12 protein-coding genes and 1 pseudogene are annotated in these 13,597 nt (G+C 65.5%); 8 read left to right on the top strand and 5 right to left on the bottom strand.

The features are described 5' to 3' along the window. Positions 1-209 precede the first annotated feature (209 nt). Genes J0O65_RS00775 through J0O65_RS00765 form a run of 3 tightly spaced genes read left to right on the top strand, consistent with a single transcriptional unit; the run spans position 210 to position 5,419 of the window. On the top strand, positions 210-815 hold the full coding sequence (locus tag J0O65_RS00775; protein WP_215403165.1) for a TOL_0243 family YfiR-like periplasmic protein: 606 nt from the start codon (positions 210-212) through the stop codon (positions 813-815). Beyond that, positions 816-2,846: a sensor histidine kinase, YfiR-like protein-associated gene (locus tag J0O65_RS00770; protein WP_215403163.1), complete on the top strand. Its 2,031-nt coding sequence runs from the start codon at positions 816-818 to the stop codon at positions 2,844-2,846. After that, entirely contained in the window at positions 2,843-5,419 is a 2,577-nt protein-coding gene (locus J0O65_RS00765) for an EAL domain-containing protein (RefSeq protein ID WP_215403161.1), read from the top strand. The genes J0O65_RS00770 and J0O65_RS00765 overlap by 4 nt, the downstream gene beginning before the upstream one ends. A gap of 3 nt (positions 5,420-5,422) precedes the next feature. Here J0O65_RS00765 and thiL read toward each other — a convergent pair whose 3' ends face one another. After that, positions 5,423-6,403, bottom strand: coding sequence for a thiamine-phosphate kinase (thiL, locus tag J0O65_RS00760; protein ID WP_215403159.1), 981 nt, complete (start codon positions 6,401-6,403; stop codon positions 5,423-5,425). A 116-nt stretch (positions 6,404-6,519) separates the two neighbouring features. Between thiL and J0O65_RS00755 the strand changes: the two genes are divergently transcribed. Continuing rightward, positions 6,520-7,086, top strand: coding sequence for a hypothetical protein (locus J0O65_RS00755; protein ID WP_215403157.1), 567 nt, complete (start codon positions 6,520-6,522; stop codon positions 7,084-7,086). Here J0O65_RS00755 and J0O65_RS00750 read toward each other — a convergent pair. Beyond that, the gene (locus tag J0O65_RS00750) at positions 7,083-7,604 is read right to left on the bottom strand and encodes a MarR family winged helix-turn-helix transcriptional regulator (protein WP_215403155.1); all 522 of its coding nucleotides are present in this window, start codon (positions 7,602-7,604) and stop codon (positions 7,083-7,085) included. The genes J0O65_RS00755 and J0O65_RS00750 overlap by 4 nt on opposite strands. Positions 7,605-7,725: 121 nt before the next feature. On the opposite strand from J0O65_RS00750, the gene J0O65_RS00745 reads away from it, so the two are divergent. The 3 genes from J0O65_RS00745 (at position 7,726) to J0O65_RS00735 (ending at position 12,102) form a co-directional block, all read left to right on the top strand. Then, positions 7,726-8,919 (top strand): MFS transporter, encoded by a 1,194-nt coding sequence (locus J0O65_RS00745; protein ID WP_215403153.1) that lies wholly within the window; start codon positions 7,726-7,728, stop codon positions 8,917-8,919. Between the two features lie 40 nt (positions 8,920-8,959). After that, positions 8,960-9,553, top strand: coding sequence for an SMI1/KNR4 family protein (locus J0O65_RS00740; RefSeq protein WP_215403151.1), 594 nt, complete (start codon positions 8,960-8,962; stop codon positions 9,551-9,553). A gap of 230 nt (positions 9,554-9,783) precedes the next feature. Further along, positions 9,784-12,102 (top strand): NADP-dependent malic enzyme, encoded by a 2,319-nt coding sequence (locus tag J0O65_RS00735; RefSeq protein ID WP_251373207.1) that lies wholly within the window; start codon positions 9,784-9,786, stop codon positions 12,100-12,102. Between the two features lie 56 nt (positions 12,103-12,158). Here J0O65_RS00735 and J0O65_RS00730 read toward each other — a convergent pair. Next, positions 12,159-12,296: pseudogene (locus J0O65_RS00730) on the bottom strand (universal stress protein); the annotation flags it as partial. Continuing rightward, on the bottom strand, positions 12,254-12,406 hold the full coding sequence (locus J0O65_RS00725; protein WP_215403149.1) for a hypothetical protein: 153 nt from the start codon (positions 12,404-12,406) through the stop codon (positions 12,254-12,256). The gene J0O65_RS00725 and the pseudogene J0O65_RS00730, both read right to left, overlap by 43 nt. Positions 12,407-12,778: 372 nt before the next feature. On the opposite strand from J0O65_RS00725, the gene J0O65_RS00720 reads away from it, so the two are divergent. Continuing rightward, positions 12,779-13,084: a class I SAM-dependent methyltransferase gene (locus tag J0O65_RS00720; RefSeq protein WP_353056137.1), complete on the top strand. Its 306-nt coding sequence runs from the start codon at positions 12,779-12,781 to the stop codon at positions 13,082-13,084. On the opposite strand, the gene J0O65_RS00715 is transcribed toward J0O65_RS00720, so the two are convergent. Beyond that, positions 13,081-13,581 carry a hypothetical protein gene (locus J0O65_RS00715; RefSeq protein ID WP_215403145.1) on the bottom strand — a complete coding sequence of 167 codons (501 nt, stop codon included), beginning with the start codon at positions 13,579-13,581 and terminating at the stop codon, positions 13,081-13,083. The two genes, J0O65_RS00720 and J0O65_RS00715, sit on opposite strands and share 4 nt — an antisense overlap. Between the last annotated feature and the right edge of the window lie 16 nt (positions 13,582-13,597).

Here is a 13,597-nt window from a genome sequence, read left to right as displayed (position 1 = left end):
ATGCGGTGAAAATGGTGGCAAGACTGTAGCATGGCCAATGGTAAAAGAAACTTTCCCCGGTCACAGCGAAAATGCGTACACTCTTTTATACATTTGCTACCACTTCGGGCCGGCAGGCGCTCTGTCGCTGCGCACCCTGGTGCGCATCGCCCGAACCGGCAAGCGGCATGGTGCCGCGCCTTCGTATGCATTATCTTTACTCGGTTGTCATGGCAATTCTGAACTGGACCTGGTGGCGTCATCCTGGCCCCCTGCGCCGCTCTCTCCGCTGGGGCTGGCTATTGCTGCTCCTCGGCGTGCTGTGCGGCGCGGCGCGGGCGCAGGTGCCGCTACCGGTACCGGGGGAGCTGGAGCGCCAGGTCAAGGCCGCTTATCTGTACAAGTTTGCCGGCTTTGTCGAATGGCCCGAGGGCAGCTTTGCCCGACCCGACTCGCCGCTGGTGATCGGCGTGGCGGGCGCCGATGGGTTGGCCGAGCAGCTCGAACAGAGCGTGGCCGGGCATAGCGTCAATGGCCGCGCCGTGCAGGTGAAGAAAGTGCGCCGCGGCGACGCGCTGGCCGGGCTGCACGTGCTGTACCTGGGGGCGCTGGACAAAACGGCGCTGCAGGAGATGCTGGCCGCCAGCCGTGGCCTGGCATTGCTGACGGTGTCCGATTCGGATGAGGTCTACGCGATGGGCAGCATGATCAATTTTGTGATGGCCGAGGACAAGGTGCGCTTCGACGTGGCCCTGAAGCCCGTGGCGCAGGCGCATATCCGCATCAGCGCGCGCATGCTGCTGGCCGCCTACCGCGTGCAGACGGGAGGCGCCTAGATGATACGACTGCGTTCCATCCGCCGCAAACTGATGTCGGTGGTCTTGCTGACCACCCTCGTGGCACTCGTCATTTCGCTGGGCACCATCGTCGTCTACGACTTGCGCGCCTACCACCGCAACCTGGTGGCCGACATCAGTACCCAGGCCGAGCTGCTGGGGCACATGAGTTCGGCCGCGCTGGCCTTCGACGACGAACGCCTGGCGCTGGAAAACCTTCACCTGATGCGCATCCGCCCGCGCGTGACGGCCGGCGCCCTGTACAAGGCCGATGGCAGCCTGTTTGCCAGCTACCGCGCAAATGAGCGCGTCGGCGAGCTGCCGGAGAAGGTGGGCAAGGAAGGCGAAAATATCACCGGCAGCTCGGTGGAACTGTTCAAGCCCATCGTCGACAATGGCGAACTGCTGGGCACCGTGTATCTGCGCGCCGATTACGAGCTGGCCGGCCGCACGGCCGATTACCTGGTCATCGCGCTGGGCGTGACGGTGCTGGCGCTGCTGGTGGCCTTGCTGCTGCTGCGCCGCCTCGACTACGTCATTACGCAGCCCATCCTCGATATCGCCGACGTGGCGCGCGAAGTGATCGAGACGGGCGATTACTCGCGCCGCGCGCGCAAGCTCAGCGTCGACGAAGTGGCGCAGCTGGTCGATTCCTTCAACAAGATGCTGGCCGAGATCGAGCTGCGCACGCAGGCGCTGGAACGCTCGAACGGCGAGCTGGCGCGCGAAGGCGAGCGGCGCACCCAGGCGCAGCAGGAAGTCATGCGCCTGAACCAGGAACTGGAAGTGCGCGTGCACGAGCGCACGATGCAGCTGGAAATGACGAATGGCGAGCTGGCGATGGCGATGGAAGAGGCGCGCAGCGCCAACTACGCCAAGTCGGCCTTCCTGTCGTCGATGAGCCATGAATTGCGCACGCCGCTCAACGCCATCCTGGGCTTCGCGCAAATCCTCAGTTCCGACCGCCTGCCGTCGACCCTGGAGCAAAAGAAGGAGTTCGCCGGCCATATCCTGAAATCGGGGCGCCACCTGCTGACCCTGATCAATGAAATCCTCGACCTGGCGAAGGTGGAGTCGGGCACGGTCAGCCTGTCGCTGGAACCGGTGGGCCTGGACGCCATCTTGCAGGAATGCCGCGACATGATCGCGCCGCTGGCCAGCCAGCGCCGCATCGGCATGACCTTTCCCGACGCCTGTCCCCTGAACGTGCTGGCCGACCGCACGCGCCTCAAGCAGATTCTGTTGAACCTGCTGTCGAATGCGCTCAAGTACAACCGCGAGCAGGGGCAGGTGACCATCGCCTGCGCGCCGCAGGCGGGCGGACGGGTGCGCATCAGCGTGCGCGACACGGGCGCAGGGCTGAACGGCGAACAGGTGGCGCTGCTGTTCCAGCCCTTCAACCGGCTGGGGCAGGAGGGCGGCACGGAAGAGGGCAGCGGCATCGGCCTGGTGGTCACCAAGCGCCTGGTGGAGCTGATGGATGGCAGCATCGGCGTGACCAGCGCACCGGGCGAGGGCAGCACCTTCTGGATCGAGCTGCGCGTGGTCGACGCCTTGCCCGCGCCGGCAGCCCTGGCCTTGCCGCGGCCGGACCTGGCCGGGGCGCTGCTCGAGCACAGCGCCCCCGTCACCTTGCTGTACGTGGAAGACAATCCCGCCAACCTGACCCTGGTCGAGGAAATCGTGCGCTATTGCCCGCAATTGCACCTGTTGACGGCTACGGATGGGCGCCTGGGCGTGGAGATGGCGCGCACCCACCTGCCGCAGCTGATCCTGATGGACATCAACCTGCCGCATGTGAACGGCACGGACGCGCTGAAAATGCTGCGCGCCGATCCGCGCACGGCGCACATCCCCGTCATCGCCCTGACGGCCAACGCCATGCCGGGTGACGTCGAGCGCAGCATGGCGCTGGGCTTTTACCGCTACCTGACCAAGCCGATCAACCTCGATGAGTTTACCGAGGCGATCAACAGCACCCTGGCCTATGTGGCGCAGCAGCGGCGGCAGAAGGGAACGGGCGCGCCATGATCAGCCAGGCCGACATCTATGCGGCGAAAATCCTCATCGTCGACGACCAGGAAGTCAATCTGCGCCTGCTCGAGCATTTGCTGCACAGCGGCGGCTACACGGCCATCAGCAGCACCCTCGACGCGCGCGCCGTGGCCGGCCTGCACCAGCGCCACCAGTTCGACCTGATCATCCTCGACCTGGTGATGCCGGGCATGAGCGGCTTCGACGTGATGGATGCCTTGCGTCCGCTGGAGCTGGAAGGCTACCTGCCCGTGCTGGTGATCGCCGCCGACCCGGACGCCAAGCTGGCGGCGCTGGAAGCGGGCGCGCGCGACTTCATCAGCAAGCCCTTCGATGCGCTCGAGGTGCTCACGCGCATCCGCAACATGCTCGAGGTGCGGCTGCTGCACCGCGCCGCGCGCCACTACAACACCTTGCTCGAACGCACGGTGGGCCAGCGCACGGCCGAACTGCAGCGCTTTCGCGGCGCCATGGACGCCACCACCGACGCCATCTTCCTCGTCGACGTGCTGGGCATGACCCTGGTCGACGTCAATGACGGCGCGTGCCGCCTGCTCGGCTATGCGCGCGCGGAGCTGCTGGCGCTGGCGCCGGGCACCTTGCTGCCGTCGCCGCCGGCCCCGCCCCTGGCCGCGCTGCCGGGCGGCGCGGCCCACCTGGCCACGGAAGTGACGGAATGCGAACTGGTGCGGCGCGACCTGAGCCTGGTGCCCGTGGAACTGGGCTGGCACTGGTATGCGCAGGCGCCCGTGGCGGGCGGGCAGGGGCCGGGCGGCCTGCTGCTGATCGCCGTGGCGCGCGACATCAGCGAGCGGCGCCAGGCGCAGGAGCGCCTGAAGCACATGGCCCACTACGATGGCTTGACGGGGCTGCCGAACCGCAGCCTGTTCTACCAGACCCTGGCCCAGGCCGTCGAACTGGCGCAGGAAAAAAGCTGGCGCATCGTGGTGCTGTTCATCGCGCTCGACCGTTTTAAAAGCATCAACGACACGCTGGGCGCGGCGCTGGGCGACGAACTGCTGCGCCAGTTCAGCAACCGCCTGGTCGAATGCGTGCGCCTGCGCGACACGGTGGGACGCCTGGGCAACGACGAATTCGCGCTGATACTGACTATGAGCCGCAACCAGCAGGAAGCCGTGGCGGTGGCCAACCAGGTGCGCGAAGCCTTGCGCGCGCCGTTCGACCTGCGCGGCCATGCGGCCACCCTGACGGCCAGCATCGGCATCGCCATGTATCCGGACGACGCCACCGACCCCGAAACGCTCATCAAATACGCGAATACGGCCATGGGCGGCGCCAAGCAGGCGGGCCGCGACGGCTACCGCTTTTTCACGGCCGGCATGAACGTGCAGGTGCTGGCGCGCCTGGACCTGGAACTGGCGCTGCGCCATGCGCTCGAACACGAGCAGTTCATCCTGTACTACCAGCCGAAGGTGGACTTGCGCACGGGCCGCATCAGCGGCGTGGAAGCGCTGCTGCGCTGGCGCCGTCCTGGCTACGGCCTGGTGGCGCCGGCCGAATTCGTGCCGGTGCTGGAAGACACGGGCCTGATCGTGCGCGTGGGCGCCTGGGTGATCCAGGCCGCCTGCCGCCAGATCGCCGAGTGGCGCGACAGCGAAGTGGGGCCCGTGCACGTGGCCGTGAATGTGTCGAGCCGCCAGTTTGCCGAAGGCGACCTGGAAGGCGAAGTGACGCGCGCGCTGGCGCGGCACGCGGTGGCGCCGGAACTGCTGGAACTGGAACTGACGGAAACGGCGCTGATGTCGAACGCCGAGCGCACCATCGTCGTGCTGGGCAAACTGAAGAAAATCGGCGTGAAGGTGGCCATCGACGATTTCGGCACCGGCTACTCGAGCCTGGCGTATCTGCAACGCTTCCCCATCGACAAGCTGAAGATCGACATCGCCTTCGTGCGCAACATCACCAGCAACCCGAACGACGCGGCCATCGCGCTGGCCATCGTCAGCATGGCGCACAGCCTGAAACTGAGCGTGGTGGCCGAGGGCGTGGAATCGCGTCCGCAGCTGGAATACCTGCGGCGCAACCGCTGCGATGAAATCCAGGGTTTTTATTTCAGCCGCGCCCTGCCGGCGCTGGAACTGGGCCAGATGATCGTCGCCGGCGCCGGCCTGCCGCCCGGCCACGACCCGGCCGCCCAGCCGGCGCAGACCTTATTGATCGTCGACGACGACGTCAACGTGCTGTCGTCGCTGCACCGCCTGTTCCGTCCCGAGGGGTATCACATCCTCACGGCCAGCACGCCGGCCGAAGGGTTTGAAATGCTGGCCCTGCACCGCGTGCACGTGATCGTTTGCGACCAGCGCATGCCCAGCATGAGCGGCACGGAGTTCCTCAGTAAAGTCAAAGAGCTGTACCCGGAAACCATCCGCATCATCCTGTCCGGCTACACGGGCCTCGAAGCCGTGCTCGACTCGATCAACCGGGGCGCCATCTACCGTTTTTATACGAAGCCGTGGGATGACACCCAGCTGCGCGACAACATCCGCCTGGCCTTCCAGCACTACTGGATGGTGAACCAGCCGGGGCTGGCGCGCGTGACGGCGCGGTAGAACTTATTCGCTGAAGTGGTCGAAGGACGATAAGCGCAGATCGAGCGGCTGCCCCGTTGCATCCACCAGCCGCAAGCCCGCCGGCGCCTCGATGCGGCCCACGCGCGTGACGGGTGTGCCGCAGCTTTCCGCCAGCGCGGCGATGGCGTCGCGCGAGGAAGCCGGCGCCGTGAAGCACAGTTCATAGTCGTCGCCGCCGGCGGCCGTGTAGCGGCGGCGTAGCGGCGTGTCTTGCCGCGCCAGCACGGGGCCGGCCGGCAGGGCGTCGACGTCGAGCGTGGCGCCCACCCGCGAGGCTTTCAAGATGTGGCCGAGGTCGCCCACCAGGCCGTCCGAGATGTCGATGGCCGCATGTGCGAGGCCCGCTTCGGCCAGCGCGCAACCGAGCGCCACGCGCGGCGTGGGCGTGTGCATGCGCGCCGCGGCCATCAACAGGTCGGCCGGCGCCAGTTCCTGTTCCATGCGGTAGCCGGCCAGCGCCAGGCGCGCGTCGCCCAGGGTGCCGCTGACCCAGATATCGTCGCCCGCCACGGCCGCGCCGCGGCGCAGGGCCTGGCCCGGCGCCAGTTCGCCGAACACGGTGATGCAGATATTGAGCGGGCCCTTGGTGGTGTCGCCGCCGATCAATTCGCAATCGAAGGCGTCGGCCAGCGCGAACAGGCCGTCGGCAAAGGCGGCCAGCCAGCCGCGCTCGGCTTGCGGCAGCGCCAGGGCCAGGGTAAAGGCCACGGGACGGGCGCCCATGGCGGCCAGGTCGGACAGGTTCACGGCCAGGCTTTTGTGACCGAGCATGCGGGCGTCGGCGCCGGCGAAGAAATGCCGGTCCTCGACCAGCATGTCCGAGGAGATGGCGATCTGCTTGCCGGCGCCGGGCGTCATCAGCGCGCAATCGTCGCCGATGCCCAGGGTGGCGCGGCCGGGGCGCTGGCGCACGAAATATTGTTTGATCAGGTCGAATTCGGAAAGCGCGTCGTGTGGGGCCATGGCGTGGTCTGTTCGTTGAATGATGGTGTGGCCCGGCTATTATAGGCTGGCCTACAATACGGGTCCTTGCCACCGCCGATCATGCGCCTATGCCCCTCCACGATATCCACGCCGTAATGCAATCCTATCTTGACGATGGCTGGCTGCGCGACCCGCACGCCGTCGGCCTGGCCACGTTCACGGCGCCGGAACTGCAGGCGCGCGGGTTTTACGAGCTGTGCGATGGCGGCCAGCTGTGCCTGTATGAGGATGAGCGCTGGTTCCGCCGCGCCAGCCGGGCCGTGCAAGCATCGTTCAAGGTGTATCTGCAAGGCGGCCGCTTGCACGCGAATGGACTGGAACTCGGTTACCAGGTGCGCCTGGCGTCCGTGCTGCGCGCGGCGCGGCGCCCCTTGCCGCCGTATCGCCTGCTGCTGGAGGCCGGGGCGCACAGCGGCGCGCTGCTGTTCGACAGCGGCCTGGTGCTGCAGTTCGCGACCAACCTGCATGGCGCGCCCCGCCATTATTTCCTGACCCTCGTCGAGGGGCAGTTGCCCGACCCCGGCGCGGGCGAGCTCGACCTGCGCGCCGCCAGCGAGGGCCACGTCCAGGCCCTGTATGGCCACTGTGCGCCGGAACAATTGCAGCGCCAGGCACGGCGCGGCCATGCGGCGCTGCGCGAGCTGGCGCGCGTGCTCGCTTAAACCTTCTTCGCCTGCGCCATGCCGTGCAGCAGCTTGGCCAGCAACTGGTCGAGCTGGCGCTGCTCGTCCGCGTTCAAGGGCGAGAGCATGGCGCGCTCGTTGTCCACATGCAGCAGCACCAGCTTTTCAATCAATTCCAGTCCCCTGGGTGTCAGGGCCACCAGCACGCCGCGCCGGTCCGTCGGATGCTTCTGGCGTTCGATCAGGCCGGCCGCTTCCAGGCGGTCGATGCGGTTGGTCATGCCGCCCGAGGACAGCATGGCCGCCTCGTACAGGGCCGTCGGCGTGAGCGCATATGGCGCGCCCGAGCGGCGCAATGTCGCCAGCACGTCGAATTCGCCCGGTTGCAAGCCGTGTTCGGCGAACAGCGGGTTGAGCCAGTCGCGCGCCATCAGCTGCGCCACCGTGCCCAGCTGGCCCACCAGCTGCATGGCGCGCGTATCCATCTGCGGCAGTTCGCGTTGCCATTGTGCCGCGGCAAATTGCGCGCGCGTGTGTTCTTGCAGGGTAGTTGTCATGGGGTGTCCATTTATCTTGGCCTTAAGATAGATTTCTATCTTTATGTTAAGATACTTTTCATCGAGTTATTTTATATGACGCATTAAACCATGTGCCTCCCAGCGAGGCAAGGACTATCCCATGCCCAACGCACGACCTGCCGCTCCCCTTTCTTCTTCCGCTTCCCCGGCCCTGCTGGTGGCTGCCATCATCCTGCTGGGCCTGAACCTGCGCCCCATCCTGGCCGCCATCGGCCCCTTGCTCGACAGCATCCAGGCCAGCACGGGCCTCGGCAACGCCGATGCGGGCTTGCTGACCACCGTGCCCGTGTTCGCCATGGGCGTGTGCGCCTTGCTGGGCGCGCAGCTGCAGCGCCGCCTGGGCGTGGCGCGCGGCATCGCTATCGGCATCGCCATCATCGCTGCCGCCTGCGCGCTGCGCTGGCCCTGGCATGGCAGCGGCGGCCTGATCGCCACGGCGGCCCTGGGCGGCCTGGGCATTGCGCTGGTGCAGGCGCTGCTGCCGGCCTTCATCAAGCGCCATTTCCCCGCACGGGCAGGCCAGCTGATGGGCTTTTATACGACCGGCATCATGGGCGGCGCGGCCATCGCCGCCGCGTCCGCCTCGCCGCTGGCGCAAAGCTGGGGTTGGCAAGCGCTGCTGGCCCTGTGGGCGCTGCCTGCCGTGGCCGCGGCCCTGCTGTGGCGCCGCGCGGCCGCCTCGCGCGCGGACGTGGCCAGCGGCGTTGGCGCCAGCCTGCCCGTGGGCAGTGGCCGCGCCTGGCTGCTGATGGTGTTTTTCGGCATCGGCACGGGCGCCTACACCCTGGTGCTGGCCTGGCTGCCGCCGTTTTATACGGAGTTGGGCTGGAGCGCGGCCGACAGCGGCTTGCTGCTGGGCGGCCTGACCCTGGTGGAAGTGCTGGCGGGACTGGTGATTTCCACCGTCATCCACCGCTTTCCCGACCGCCGCATCCTGCTGCTGTCCGTCCTGCTGGCCGTGCTGGCCGGCCTGGCTTGCCTGATCGTCGCGCCCGCGCAACTGGCGCTGCCCGCCGTGATCCTGCTGGGCTGCGGCATCGGCGCCCTGTTTCCCCTGTCGCTGATCGTCAGCATGGACCACGCGGTGGAGCCTGCCGGCGCCGGCGCGCTGCTGGGCTTCGTGCAGGGCGGCGGCTACATCATCGCCAGCAGCATGCCCTTGATTGCCGGCCTGATCCGCCAGCATTCATCCAGCCTGGCCCAGGCGTGGATGGTGATGGCCGGCGGCGTGGTGGTGCTGCTGCTGATCGCCGTGCGCTTCGCGCCCGACGCGCGCCTGGCCCGTTCGCACTAGGGTGCGCATGCCGCGTGCCGGCAACTGATATATTGCGGCCATGAACATCGTCGACCACTATTTGGCAGGATTGCGCCAGGCCATGCCGCCGGAAGCGCTGGCGGAACTGGCGCTGGCCAGCGGCGCCAGCGCGGTGCAACTGGCCAGCCTGCGCCAAACGTATCCGCTGTGCCCGGACAGCCTGCTGCGCCTGCTGGGCCAGTACAACGGCACCTATCACCAGCGTTATGCGGGCGGCACGGTGCTGGTGTACATGCTGGGCTCGGACGTGTTCGAGTATCCGTATTACCTGAGCTCCGTCGAGCAAATCCTCAAGGATGGACAGGCGAACCAGCGCAGCATCGCCGATATCTACGGCCATTACCTGGATGACGATCCCGCCATCGTCGACGCCCGCATCGACGCCGGGGTCCGGCAGGGCCGGCGCCTGTGTTTTTCGCATTGCATGAACAATGGCGGCTCGTCGCGGCTGTATATCGATTTCACGCCCACGGCGTCCGGCAAGGTGGGGCAGGTGGTGCGCTTCCTGCATGATCCCGATAGCTACCTGGTCATCGCCGACAGCTTCGACGCCTATCTGCGCATGCTGATCGATGACGAGTATGCCTTCTTGACCGATGAAAATTTCGACTAGCTGCACCATCGCCGCGCGCTGGCGGATGTTCATCATGAAAACTAATTGAAATCTAAAATTTGATAGTTTTTCCTGTTCAGGACGTTTGTGCCGCCGGACGGCCTTACAATGCTAGGTTATGCGTTTTCGTGATATCAGACTGTGGCTAGCGGAAAATACCTAGCTAATTGAAAGAATCGGTCTGATAAAATCCGGAACACCCGATCGACCAAACAGGAAGGCAGCACAGCATGGATTCGTCATCTGATAAAAAAGAAGAATTGCGTCAACAATTGCGCTTGGCCGCACTCGAGTATCACGAGTGCCCGCGCCCCGGCAAAATCAGCGTGACGCCGACCAAACAACTGACCAACCAGCGCGACCTGGCGCTGGCCTACTCGCCAGGCGTGGCCGCTCCCTGCGAAGAAATCGTCATCGATCCGGCGAATGCCTATAAATATACGGCGCGCGGCAACCTGGTGGCCGTCATCACCAATGGCACGGCCGTGCTGGGACTGGGCAATATCGGCCCGCTGGCCGCCAAGCCGGTGATGGAAGGCAAGGGCGTGCTGTTCAAGAAGTTCGCCGGCATCGACGTCTTCGACATCGAAATCAACGAATCGGACCCGGACAAGCTGGTCGACATCATCGCCTCGCTGGAACCGACCTTCGGCGGCGTGAACCTGGAAGACATCAAGGCGCCCGAGTGCTTCTACATCGAGCGCCAGCTGCGCGACCGCATGAAGATTCCCGTCTTCCATGACGACCAGCACGGCACCGCCATCATCGTCGGCGCGGCCATCCTGAACGGCTTGAAAGCCGTCGGCAAGAAAATCGAGGATTGCAAGCTGGTCGTGTCGGGCGCGGGCGCGGCGGCATTGGCCTGCCTGGACCTGATCGTCGACCTGGGCTTCCCCCTGAAAAACATCTACGTCACCGACCTGGCCGGCGTCGTCTACAAGGGCCGCACGGAACTGATGGACCCGGACAAGGAACGCTTCGCGCAAGACACGCCGCTGCGCACCCTGGCCGAGATCATCCCGGACGCCGACATCTTCCTCGGCGTCTCCGCCGGCGGCGTGCTCAAGCAAGACATGGTGCGCAAGATGGCGCCGAACCCGCTGATCCTGGCGCTGGCCAATCCGAATCCGGAAATCTTGCCGGAAGAAGTCAAGGCCGTGCGCAGCGACGCCATCATCGCCACGGGCCGTTCGGACTATCCGAACCAGGTCAACAACGTGCTGTGCTTCCCGTACATCTTCCGCGGCGCCCTCGATTGCGGCGCCACGACGATCACGCGCGAGATGGAAATCGCCGTCGTGCACGCGATCGCCGACCTGGCGCATGCCGAGCAGTCCGACATCGTCGCCACCACCTACGGCATCAGCAACCTGTCGTTCGGTCCTGAATACCTGATCCCGATGCCGTTCGATCCGCGTTTGCTGATCAAGATCGCGCCAGCCGTCGCCAAGGCGGCCGAGGATTCCGGCGTCGCCACGCGTCCGATCAAGGACTTGCAAGCGTACGCGGACAGCCTGCAGCAATTCGTCTACCGCAGCGGCACCTTCATGAAGCCGCTGTTCCTGATGGCCAAGTCCACGCCGGCCGAACTCAAACGCATCGTCTACGCCGAAGGCGAAGAAGAGCGCGTGCTGCGCGCCGTGCAAGTGGTGGTCGATGAAAAACTGGCGCGTCCCATCCTGGTGGGCCGTCCACCCGTGCTTGAAGCGCGCATCCAGAAGTTCGGCCTGCGCCTCAAGCAAGGCGTCGACTTCGACGTCATCAACCCGGACTTCGACGAGCGCTATCGCGATTACTGGAACACGTATTACGCCATGACGAGCCGCAAGGGCGTCACCGAGGAATATGCGAAGCTGGAAATGCGCCGCCGCCACACCCTGATCGGTTCGATGATGATCCACAAGGGCGACGCCGACGGCATGATCTGCGGCACCTTCGGCACCACCCAGCTGCACCTGAAATACATCGACCAGGTGCTGGGCAAGCGCGCCGGCAGCAACGTCTACGCCGCCATGAACGTCCTGATCATGCCGGAACGCCAGCTGGTGATGGTCGACACGCACGTCAATGAAAACCCGGATGCCGAGCAATTGGCCGAGATCACCATCATGGCCGCCGAAGAGATGACCCGTTTCGGCCTGTCGCCGCGCGCGGCCCTGCTGTCGCACTCGAACTTCGGTTCCAGCGACAGCGCCTCGGCGCAAAAGATGCGCGCCGCGCTGGCCATCATCAAGGACCGCGCGCCGGACCTGGAAATCGACGGCGAAATGCACGGCGACACGGCCCTCGACAGCAAGCTGCGTCAAAAACTCATGCCCAATTCGGCACTGAAGAACGACGCCAACCTGCTGGTCATGCCGAACATCGAATCGGCCAACATCGCCTACAACCTGGTCAAGACGGCGGCCGGCAACGGCATCGCCGTGGGCCCGATCCTGCTGGGCTGCGCCAAGCCCGTGCACATCCTGACGCCATCGGCCACCGTGCGCCGCATCGTCAACATGACGGCGCTGTGCGTCGTCGATGCAGTCGCTCAACGCAAAGTGTAATCGTTAGCACTTCCTGAAAGCCGCGCCATCCGCAAGGGTGGCGCGGCTTTTTGACATCAGTGCGCCATCAGCACGGGCAAGGTCATCTGGCGCAAGATCGTTTCCGTCACGCCGCCCAGCAGGATTTCGCGGAAGCGCGCGTGGCCGCCCATCACCAGCAGGTCCGCATGCACCTCGACGGGCACGCCATGGCGGCGCCGATCAGGTGCGCCTGGTGCGCGTGCGCCAGCCGCCCCGCGATGGCGATGCGCTGGGGCGCATGGCGCGGCAGGTCGGCGTGGACGAGGATGGATTTGTCAGCCATGTGCCCACTCGCTAGTCAGGATGGCAACAAGGCTGGAACGGCAACACAGGCCAGTCCAGCATTGCCGTGCTGGCCGGAGATTTTCTTATGCTGGGCTTGATGTGGGTCAAAAAAACACGGCTCACTGCCTTCTGCAAGTCCATCGCCAGAAAAGACTGATCTGCTTGATATGCATCAATATGCTCGGGGCACAGCCAGCGATAATGGCATTGAACTCCTTGCTCTTCCAGTGGTCTGCATCGGCGCCGGCGCCATCTGTCCGGCACTTCCTTGTGTGACGCAACAACGCTGGCCGTGGCGGGAGTTCACTTCTCGACGCCTTGCCTGGTGTCATGCTACATTCGCATCCTGCTTTTTTCTGAAAGGATGACGATGGCGGTAGGTCACCACTTCTTGCGGCACAATCAGCAAGCCTGGGATGCCCAGGCGGCACGCAACAGCCCCTGGTCGCAGCCCGCCGCCGGCGCCCACGTCACCGTCTTCGATCTGTCTGAACAGCAACTCGCGCAAGACCGCATGGTGGCCGAACGCGACGGCTTGCAACTGGCCGCCGTGCCGGGCGACATGCGCGACCTGGCCTGCCTTGCCGATGCCGGTTTCGACCTCATCGTCCATCCCGTGTCGCACCAGTACGTGCCCGATATCGCCGCCGTGCGGCGCGCGCGGCATAGGTCTTAGTTGTAGGGCTGCAAGTCCAGCCATACGGCATACGACAGGCGCTTGCCGTTCCATAGCCCGCCGCCGCGGATGACGGCGTCGCACGAGGTCAGCTGGCCCACCAGGTCCATGCGGCCCAGGTTGCGGCGCAGGCGCAGGGCGTCGTTGTGCGACAGGTAGCCGACCAGCTGGCCATCGATGAAGACGGCGATGGCCTTGTCCTGGAACGGGTTGGCGTCGTCGCAGACGAGCAGGGCCAGGCATTTTTCTTCCGCGTTGCCGGGACCGTGCTCGCCGGCCAGTCTGGCGATGGCGGGTTGGTACATCGATTCGTTTTCCACCTCCGACGCAAAGCGCCCCTCATCGCTCCAGTGGTGCGCGGGTGCGCCGGGAGGGATCGCCGGCACGTACTGGCGCACGGACATGAGCGGCTTGCGCAGCGGCTGGGCGGGCGTGCGGCCGCTGAAGACGTAATACAGCAGGGCGATGACGATCACGATGGCAAGCAGGTAAAGCATGGTATCTCTCTGATTT

It is taken from the genome of Janthinobacterium sp. JC611 (assembly GCF_018682595.1).
Taxonomy (GTDB): Bacteria; Pseudomonadota; Gammaproteobacteria; order Burkholderiales; family Burkholderiaceae_D; genus Janthinobacterium.
The sequence above is the reverse complement of the archived record's forward strand: the minus strand, read 5'-3'. Positions and strand labels throughout refer to the sequence as shown.

Excerpts from the sequence above, each read along its gene's own strand:
- J0O65_RS00725 (WP_215403149.1), bottom strand. The coding sequence starts at position 12,406 with ATGGCTGACAAATCCATCCTCGTCCACGCCGACCTGCCGCGCCATGCG.
- J0O65_RS00715 (WP_215403145.1), bottom strand. The coding sequence starts at position 13,581 with ATGCTTTACCTGCTTGCCATCGTGATCGTCATCGCCCTGCTGTATTAC.
- J0O65_RS00770 (WP_215403163.1), top strand. The coding sequence starts at position 816 with ATGATACGACTGCGTTCCATCCGCCGCAAACTGATGTCGGTGGTCTTG.
- J0O65_RS00720 (WP_353056137.1), top strand. The coding sequence starts at position 12,779 with ATGGCGGTAGGTCACCACTTCTTGCGGCACAATCAGCAAGCCTGGGAT.
- J0O65_RS00735 (WP_251373207.1), top strand. The coding sequence starts at position 9,784 with ATGGATTCGTCATCTGATAAAAAAGAAGAATTGCGTCAACAATTGCGC.
- J0O65_RS00775 (WP_215403165.1), top strand. The coding sequence starts at position 210 with ATGGCAATTCTGAACTGGACCTGGTGGCGTCATCCTGGCCCCCTGCGC.
- J0O65_RS00765 (WP_215403161.1), top strand. The coding sequence starts at position 2,843 with ATGATCAGCCAGGCCGACATCTATGCGGCGAAAATCCTCATCGTCGAC.
- J0O65_RS00745 (WP_215403153.1), top strand. The coding sequence starts at position 7,726 with ATGCCCAACGCACGACCTGCCGCTCCCCTTTCTTCTTCCGCTTCCCCG.
- J0O65_RS00755 (WP_215403157.1), top strand. The coding sequence starts at position 6,520 with ATGCAATCCTATCTTGACGATGGCTGGCTGCGCGACCCGCACGCCGTC.
- J0O65_RS00750 (WP_215403155.1), bottom strand. The coding sequence starts at position 7,604 with ATGACAACTACCCTGCAAGAACACACGCGCGCGCAATTTGCCGCGGCA.
- J0O65_RS00740 (WP_215403151.1), top strand. The coding sequence starts at position 8,960 with ATGAACATCGTCGACCACTATTTGGCAGGATTGCGCCAGGCCATGCCG.
- thiL (WP_215403159.1), bottom strand. The coding sequence starts at position 6,403 with ATGGCCCCACACGACGCGCTTTCCGAATTCGACCTGATCAAACAATAT.